The organism is Reichenbachiella sp. MALMAid0571, from assembly GCF_040151475.1.
In the GTDB taxonomy this organism is placed as follows: Bacteria; Bacteroidota; Bacteroidia; order Cytophagales; family Cyclobacteriaceae; genus CAXBNB01.
Map to the genome: position 1 here is coordinate 76402 of NZ_JBDKWG010000147.1, position 8461 is coordinate 84862.

Annotated in this window: 8 protein-coding genes; 5 read left to right on the top strand and 3 right to left on the bottom strand. The window is 37.0% G+C overall.

The genetic code is table 11. The features are described 5' to 3' along the window. Positions 1 to 12: 12 nt before the first annotated feature. Complete coding sequence (locus AAOP42_RS19680; protein ID WP_349530295.1) at positions 13 to 1269, bottom strand: TolB-like translocation protein; 1257 nt, start codon at positions 1267 to 1269, stop codon at positions 13 to 15. A gap of 46 nt (positions 1270 to 1315) precedes the next feature. After that, complete coding sequence (locus tag AAOP42_RS19685; RefSeq protein WP_349530296.1) at positions 1316 to 4204, bottom strand: two-component regulator propeller domain-containing protein; 2889 nt, start codon at positions 4202 to 4204, stop codon at positions 1316 to 1318. 173 nt (positions 4205 to 4377) lie between these two features. On the opposite strand from AAOP42_RS19685, the gene AAOP42_RS19690 reads away from it, so the two are divergent. The 5 genes from AAOP42_RS19690 to AAOP42_RS19710 all read left to right on the top strand — a co-directional run bounded on the left by AAOP42_RS19690 (position 4378) and on the right by AAOP42_RS19710 (position 7803). Continuing rightward, a complete protein-coding gene (locus AAOP42_RS19690; RefSeq protein WP_349530297.1) occupies positions 4378 to 4836 on the top strand; it encodes a regulatory protein RecX in 459 nt (152 codons plus the stop codon). Positions 4837 to 4923: 87 nt separating this feature from the next. After that, positions 4924 to 5379: a YHS domain-containing (seleno)protein gene (locus AAOP42_RS19695; protein WP_349530298.1), complete on the top strand. Its 456-nt coding sequence runs from the start codon at positions 4924 to 4926 to the stop codon at positions 5377 to 5379. 180 nt (positions 5380 to 5559) lie between these two features. After that, the gene (locus tag AAOP42_RS19700) at positions 5560 to 6072 is read left to right on the top strand and encodes a hypothetical protein (protein ID WP_349530299.1); all 513 of its coding nucleotides are present in this window, start codon (positions 5560 to 5562) and stop codon (positions 6070 to 6072) included. Between the two features lie 7 nt (positions 6073 to 6079). Further along, positions 6080 to 7204 (top strand): ATP-grasp domain-containing protein, encoded by a 1125-nt coding sequence (locus tag AAOP42_RS19705; protein ID WP_349530300.1) that lies wholly within the window; start codon positions 6080 to 6082, stop codon positions 7202 to 7204. Continuing rightward, a complete protein-coding gene (locus tag AAOP42_RS19710; RefSeq protein WP_349530301.1) occupies positions 7204 to 7803 on the top strand; it encodes a LysE family transporter in 600 nt (199 codons plus the stop codon). Before AAOP42_RS19705 ends, AAOP42_RS19710 begins: the two co-directional genes overlap by 1 nt. Before the next feature lie 7 nt (positions 7804 to 7810). On the opposite strand, the gene AAOP42_RS19715 is transcribed toward AAOP42_RS19710, so the two are convergent. Then, entirely contained in the window at positions 7811 to 8401 is a 591-nt protein-coding gene (locus AAOP42_RS19715) for a nitroreductase family protein (RefSeq protein WP_349530302.1), read from the bottom strand. Positions 8402 to 8461 lie beyond the last annotated feature (60 nt).

The following is an 8461-nucleotide window of genomic DNA, read 5'->3' on the forward strand; positions in this document are numbered from 1 at the left end:
AATGGAAGACTATTAAAACTTCAACTTCAACAAATAAACCTGACGACTACCGGTATGTGTAGAATTGAAGCCAATCATGTTGCCTTCCGGACTCCATCGACAATGAATGTCACACCTCCATGCACCGCTAAATTCCTCAGGCTCATTAAATCTTCCTATCGGCAAAATGGCTTCTGTTTCCATATCCATCAAATAGATTTTTTGCTCTCTCATTCCTTTAGACGGATAGGTATCTGTCACCATCCACTTTCCATCAGGAGAAAATGTGCCGTGACCATCATAATCAAGTAAACCCTTTCCCAATCGCTTATAATCATTTTTCCCAACTGTAAATAATATATGACCATATTGACTGGCTTCATATTCAGCACAAACCATAAGCTGATTGTCATCCAGCCAATCATAGTGCGAACCACCCCAGCCGGCTGGAAAAGCTTCCTGAATATTAGAACCATCTATATTTACAGTAAATGAGATCGTATTTCGACGGGGTGTGGCTCTTGCCAACCAAAATAATTTACTGCCCTCACGGCTAAAAAGCGTGTGGTTGAAATACTCAACACCACCCTCTGGGACGGAAGGTACTAAAGACTGCATTTGTGCCAAAGAAACTATCAGTTTGCTCTGTCCAGTCTCTAAGTCAATCAACGTAATTCCATCGTTTTCAGGAAAAGGTACATCCAACTGCGCATCCTGTCCATCACCACCATAGCCATAGCCGGGCCGGGTTGTCCATATTCTGGAAAAATTGATGCTGACTGCTTTTTTACCATCATGAGAAACCGCACTAACAGGGAAGGGAATTACCTTTTTCTCTTGTTTCGTAAATACATTAATAATTACTGAAACAAACTTGCCATCTCTCAGATCGTTATAAATGATAAGTGAGTCTGGGCTGGTTCCAAGCCAGTGAGCCATACATCCCTGCTGAAAATTCCATGCACGGGTTTCAGCGATTGGAATAAAATCAAGTGTTTCCAAATCAACCAAGCCCAACGTTGCAGGTTCTGTTTCATCCGGGTTTTTAAATTTTATATCCGTTTGCAAAACAGTAGCATACCGCTGGTTTCGGCTAAAGGAATTGATCCCGTAGTAACTGGCAAAAAGGTGTTCTTTTCCGGATTTTGTTATTTGTATCGGTTCTCCAACCTCAGGAAACCTTACCGACACTCCGGCTTTAGGTTCTTCAGGTTTCCTTTTTTCACAAGAAAAGAGAAATACGAATACAGCAAAAGAAATAACTGATTGGACAATAAGTTTAAAATTCATGGCGATAGGATTAAGAATAAATTAAGTGATTTTTATAAAAATAGTACTAAGTTTCTAAAACGTAGGCAGAAGGAGACACACCAAATTTTTCTTTGAATGAGCGTGAGAAATGAGCGTGTGATTTGAAGCCGATAGTATAAGCTACTTCACTGACACTTCTTGGATTGTCATCAAGGTAAAGTTTAGCTTTTTCCAGCCGGATATCTTTGATAAAGCCTGATACTGTTTTGCCAGTAATCTTTTTTACATCTCTAAATAGCTTAGCCCTGCTTAAGCCCATTTCGTTACATAAAGCTTCAATGGACAAATCTTCATTGGTAATATTAGACTCAACAAATTTCACCACTTTCTCTATAAAGACTTTGTCATGAGAATCTCTCGATAAACCACCAGTATGGTTACCAGACACCATCTCTAAAATTGATACAAGCCCTTCTCTCCTTTTCATTACTCGTTTGTACCCAACAAAACCCAACGTGATTGCAAGCAATGCAACACTCATAACTCCCAACTTAAATCCTGTGGTTTCCCAGATTACAGGCATAATATTGATTTTAAGATTTGATCCATGATTGTTCCAAATCCCGTCATTATTGGAAGCTCTCACTTTCAGGTTATAGTTTCCTGCCGGAAGGTTGGCATAGGAAGCCATTCGTTTGTTCCCTGCGTACTGCCAATTTTCATCATATCCTTCAAGTTTATAAGCATATTGTGTTTTTAAGGGTTTCACATAGTTCAAAGCAGTAAAGGAGAAGTCAATGGTGGCAGCCTCTTTTCCGGACAAATCTATTTTTTCCAACTGTGAAATGTCCTTTTCATCCCGGATTTTCAATTCTTTACCATTGACTTTTATGTCGGTGATGAAAACAGGAGGAGCATTTGGATTCAGATTCATCTGATTAGGATTGAACTTATTCAAACCTTCAAGGCCTCCAATCAATATTTCTCCGGTCTTTTTACTGACTATACCCGCTCTGTTGTTAAATAACTCTCCCTGCAGACCGTCATTGACATCAAAGGAATTTAATACGTGAATACTGTAGTTGTCATAATTCATACTGCATTTTAATAATCCTTGCCGGGCAGTAATCCATAGATAACCATTAAAATCTTCCAGAATATTTGTGACACCTGTAATTTCATAATTTGGGTTTGAAATAGAAATATCAACGGGTTTACGGTTGATATTCAACAAAGAGACAGTTCCATCAAGACTATTCATCCAAATATGCTGATGCTTGTCTTCATACAAGTAAGAAATCCATCCCTGATTTGAGTCAGTGTTTAAGTTACGCCTGTCGTATGGCCTGAATTTTTTATTTTCTTCATCAAAAGAAAAAAGTCCCGTTTCTGTAGCTACCCAAAGTTTATAAGTATAGTCGATCAAAAAAGCATTGACTTTGCCTATATCTACTTTCTTATTTTTGTAATCTGTAGATTCAAAATGAGTGAATTTTCCACTCTCTATATCGAAAAAATTAACCCCATGATCAGTACCCACCCACAATCCATAATCACCTCCAATAACAGCAGTAACTAAATTTGCGCTGATACTTTCCGCATCTTCGGTATTGCTTCTATAGTAGGTAAATTGATTGCTCTTCGGTTCATATTTGGCCAGTCCGTTTTCCAGAGTTCCTATCCACAAAACATTTTTTTTATCTAAATAAAGACAATTAACGGTTTTGTCTTTAAAAGCAGGAAATAATTTGAATTGCTTGGTTTGAGCATCGAAATAACTAAGGCCTCCACCGTAAGTTCCAATCCAATAATTTCCGGATTTGTCCTCACAAATAGCAGACACATTGTTCATTGGAAGTGACCGGGCATTGCCTTCTACATTCCTGTACAGATTTATATCAGCCGGGTAATTGTCCTGAATTTTCACTCCTCCATTCGATGTGGCTATTACCACTTCTCCTGTTTTCAATTTGTAATGACAAAACACACTGGCTTTGCTACCAAAGGGATTGTAATTTCCGTAAGTATCATATCTGGAAAAATTATCTTCACTACCATTATATACGCTAATCCCTCCATTCATCCCACCTACCATCAACTCTCCATTTTCGTCTTCTATAATTGAATAAACCGTATTGCTGGCTATGCTATTGGTTTTTTCCTCGTTCAAGTACCACTTAAATGTCTGTGTTTTTTCCTCAAAACGATTCAAGCCTCCCTGCTCAACCCCCACCCAGATTTGTCCTTTTTCATCTTCGTATATGGCACTGATACTGTTGCCACTGATACAATTGTTTTTGGTCTCATCCTTCTTAAATCGTTTGATTCTGTTAGTGGATAAATCCAACATATTCAGTCCCGAAAACGCAGTACCTATCCACAGCCGTCCCTGACTATCTTCCATTATAGATGTAACCACATCACCGCTAAGGCTGTTTTCATCTTGTGAATCGTGGATGTAATTAATAAAATCGTCGGTTTCTTCCCGGTAAAGACTCAACCCTCCCCAGGTACCAACCCACATTCTGTTATTTTTATCCCTATATATGATTTCAATATTGGAATTACTGATTGAATTTGGATCATTAAGCTTTGGAAAGTATGTTATGAATTGATCTTGATCCTGAGAGAATATATTAAGTCCATATTTGGTACCAATCCAAAGGTTTTCTTTTGCATCCTGATTGATGCTATTGATATAGTTGTTGGACAGGCCTTTTTCCAAATTTTCTTTTGCCTGATATACCTGATAGGAATATCCATCAAATTTATTGAGCCCATTGATGGTTCCCAGCCAGAGGAAGCCTTTTTCATCCTGAAAAATACAGTTAACAGTGTGGTGAGAAAGCCCTTCAAACGGCAGTTGCAGGAAGTGGAAGTTCTTATTTATATCAGCAACACTTGTGTCAATCTGAACCGACACCAAGAGCACTAAAAGTAAAATCTTTCTATATAACCCTGAATATAAATGCATTTTTCAATGTAGAGATACTTACACCCGTTAACAAAAATACAAATTTTGAGCCACATTCAATTACAATGAATATCCTCTATTTAGAACTCAAATGCAATGCTTCACCAGAGCCATAGTTGCTTTTTCATCGTTTTATTTTCAAATTTAAACTCTGTATAAAACCCTTCTGAAAATTGACAAGAAAAGAAGCCAAATTGAAACTCGCCAATTACTGCGCCTATCAGGAAAGATCTCAAAAAGAAGTCAGAAATAAACTATATGAAACAGGACTATGTAAGGATGAAATAGAAGAGATAATATCCGAACTGATTTCAGAAAATTTTCTTAACGAAGAGAGGTTTGCCAAGGCTTTTATTGGAGGAAAATTTCGTATTAAGAAATGGGGGAAAAATAAAATACTGATGGCAATCAGGCAATATGACATTTCAGACTATTGTATAAAAAAAGGGCTTCAGGAAATCGATTCAGATGATTACATTAATACTTTGGAACAAATAATTACAGCCAAAAATGACAACTTGACTGAAAACAATGTTTTCGTAAAGAGAAATAAACTGGCAAAATATGCCATGTCCAAAGGATATGAAGCTGAATTGGTTTGGGACTTTTTGAAACAGCATATTGACAAGTAATGTCGCAAGGCTTTCAATTGGAAAATATTCTATTGGATTAATTTGAATGAAGCCCGTTAAATTATGAGATCGTTATAACTACAGTCTATGAGACTCATTATTTTATCTGTCCTTATTTTATTGTTTTACGAGGAAGCCCTTCTCGGACAAATTACTAATTTAAATCTGGATAAGTCCAATAAAGCGATTCAGGGATACGATCCTGTATCCTATTTTACAGAAAACAAGGCAATCAAAGGAAGCAGGGAATTTGCCTTAAGTCATCAGGGTGTAGTTTATTGGTTCAAAAATCTTAAAAACAAAAATGAATTTCAAAAAGACCCTTCCAAATTCCAGATAGCTTACGGAGGATGGTGTGCCTATGCCATGGGAGAGTCGGGTAATAAAGTAAAAATTGACCCGGAGACGTTCAAGCTTGTAGATGGTAAACTGTTACTTTTCTACAACTTTTATTTCACCAATACCCTGACCAAATGGAATGAAGATGAAAGCAACTTAAAAGTAAAAGCAGATGAAAATTGGAAAAAAACAATTGATTTTTAATGGCTGCTTTGAACTAATTTCCTTGCTGCTATTGTTAATCAAATCGTTATTGGAAATGAATTTAGAAGCAGAACGAAATAAAAATTTGATTCGTGAATACAAAATATATGATGTGTCCGCTTAAATTTGTTAAAACCCAAATGAAGAATTCAATTAATCGCTTCATTTAAAATACAAAACATGGAAATAAAATCTGCTGTAGGTAGTTTGTTTGTTCAACTCCGTTTTGTATTAGAAAACTTAACCGAAAAACAATTCAAAACTCCTTCTGTTTCCCTCAGTGGTGCCACTGTAGGCCAACATATAAGGCATTCATTGGAATTTTTCACCTGCCTGACAAACAGTATTGAATCTGGAATTGTGAATTATGACAAACGTGAAAGAAATCAGGAAATAGAGGAAAATACAGAACTGGCTTTAGAGTTGTTAAACCATTTGGCTGTGGAGGTCAATAGATACTCTGGCAAAGGTGATTTAACTCTGGAACTCTCCTATAGTCATATAAACGATGATAGTTTGAAGGTAAAATCAAACTTTGACAGGGAATTGGTCTATAACATCGAACATGCCATACACCACCTGGCACTCATCAAAATCGGGCTGACAGAAGTTGCACCGGAAATAGAATTGCCTAAAGGATTTGGAATAGCCAACTCTACTATCAGGTATAAAAACCAACAGGAAAAGGTATAAGCAAACCATGAGCATTTTAGTAAGCATACCAAATCAGTTGGAGGAGCAGAAGGAAGCTCAGCATAAAAAATCATACTTATACGAAAAGTTGAGTACAAGCATTTTTTGGACAAAACTTACCAATTGGGAATTCTGGCCATTTGCTTTATTTTATTTTCCTGTGATGTTTTATTGGACATGGCTGGTGATAAAAACCCGTTCTTTTTTCTTTTTCACTGCTTCTAATCCGGGTATTGAGTTTGGAGGTATGCTGGGAGAATCAAAAGAAAAAATATACAATAGCATCAATTCTAAATTTATCCCAAAAACTTATAAGGTAACTCCTGACATGGATCAAAAAACATTCAGAGAAAAGTTACAAAAAGAGAACATTTCATTTCCGTTTATTTTGAAACCGGATGTAGGAGAAAGAGGATGGATGGTTGAACTGATCAAAAATAAAACCGATCTGGACAGGTATCTCAATAAAATACAAGTAGATTTTCTTGTTCAGGAATATGTGCATTTTCCGGTTGAGCTGGGCATATTCTACTACCGATTCCCAAATCGGGAAAATGGTACAGTTAGCTCCATAGTAATGAAAGAAATGTTAAATGTAACAGGCGATGGAAATTCTACAGTTCGGGAATTGGTACTACAGGATGTACGAGCAAAAATGCATTTGCATACTTTAGAGGCTTCTAATTTAGATATTCTCGAATATATACCATTGTACAATGAAGAGGTAGAATTAGTGTCCATTGGGAATCATTGCAGAGGAACTACATTTCTAAATGGCAATCACCTGATCAACAGCAAACTAATATCGGTAATAGACAAAATCAGTAAAGGAATTGACGGGTTTTATTTTGGAAGATTTGATTTGCGCTGTGCATCAATTGAGGATTTATATGAGGGGAAAAATTTCAAAATAGTAGAGTTAAATGGGGCAGGATCAGAACCCGCTCATATTTACCATCCTGGATTTCCTCTTTCTCAGGCATACACCGATATCATTCACCATTTGAAGGTTTTGGCAGAAATAAGTATGTTGAATCATAAAAAAGGGCATCCTTACATGTCATTCTCCAATGGCATGAAAGAAGTGTTTAAAATCCGAGCCTACAACAAGCAAAAAGACCAATCTGCATAATGCTGCTTCTCCCTTTTTTCATTGGTCTCTTATTTAGCTTTCTGGGATCTATACCTCCAGGCACTATCAACATCACAACGGTACAATATGCCGTTTCCAACAAAAAACAAGCAGCACTATCATTCGCCATGGCAGCAGCTCTTACAGAATTTTTGTATGCCGGAATAGCTGTCAGGTTTCAGATGTTTCTCTCAGAAAGCAGTCCTATTTCAGAAAATTTTCAACTGGTTTCGGGAATTGTATTAATTGCACTTGGCATTATCAACCTGACCCGACAAAAACTTCCCGGCACCAAACCAGAGATAGGCGAAAAAAGAAATGCTTTCAAAAAAGGTATTTTAATCAGCCTGGCTAATCCCATGGCTATTCCATTTTGGCTGGCAATGACCGCCTACCTGCAAAGTATAGGTTGGCTTTACCTGTCCAACAACAGCTATTTTATCTACCTTGCCGGGATCTCGTCAGGAACATTCCTTTTGTTGATCTTCCTCGTACAACTTGGCTCCAGATTCTCTTTTATTAGAACAAATAAATTTATTCTCTATCGAATTCCCGGAATCACATTTATGTGCATGGGCATCTATACCTTTTTTCAATAACCATCCCTTAGCTTATCCAGATTACTTTGTCTTCGATGGGCTTTCTCCTTCCTTCAGGCCATTTGGTTTTAGGAATTCCCATATAAAAAAATCCTAACAATTTATCCCTTTCATCTAAATTAAAAAACGATTTTGCTTCTTCCAAATAGGTAATACCTCCGGATCCCCAATAACAACCTACACCATACGCTGTTGCTGTCAGGTACATGTTTTGAACTGCACATGCCACTGCAGACACCTCTTCTATCTCAGGAATTTTTTCATTGTCACACCTTTTCATTCCTATCGAAATGATATGAGATGCAAGAAGTGGTTTACTGGCTAATTTTAAAAACTTAGACTCATCATATTTCCCATTAGCTTGTGAAGTCTGCTTGTACAAGCCTGACTGAAATTCAGCCAGTTTTCTCAACCCCTCTCCACTAAATACGGTAAACCTCCAGGGCTCTGTCATGCCATGGGTAGGTGCCCAATTGGCATTTGTTAAAATATTTTTGATGATTTGATTGTCAATAATTTCACCCGAATACATGTTGGGATAAACAGACCTTCTTTTGCTTATAAGTCTGTTTACCTCTCCAATATCAAAATTCTTCATCTCTATTGATTTAAAATGTAAAAGACTGCTTTATGATACAATCCTCACAAAACAGTCTTT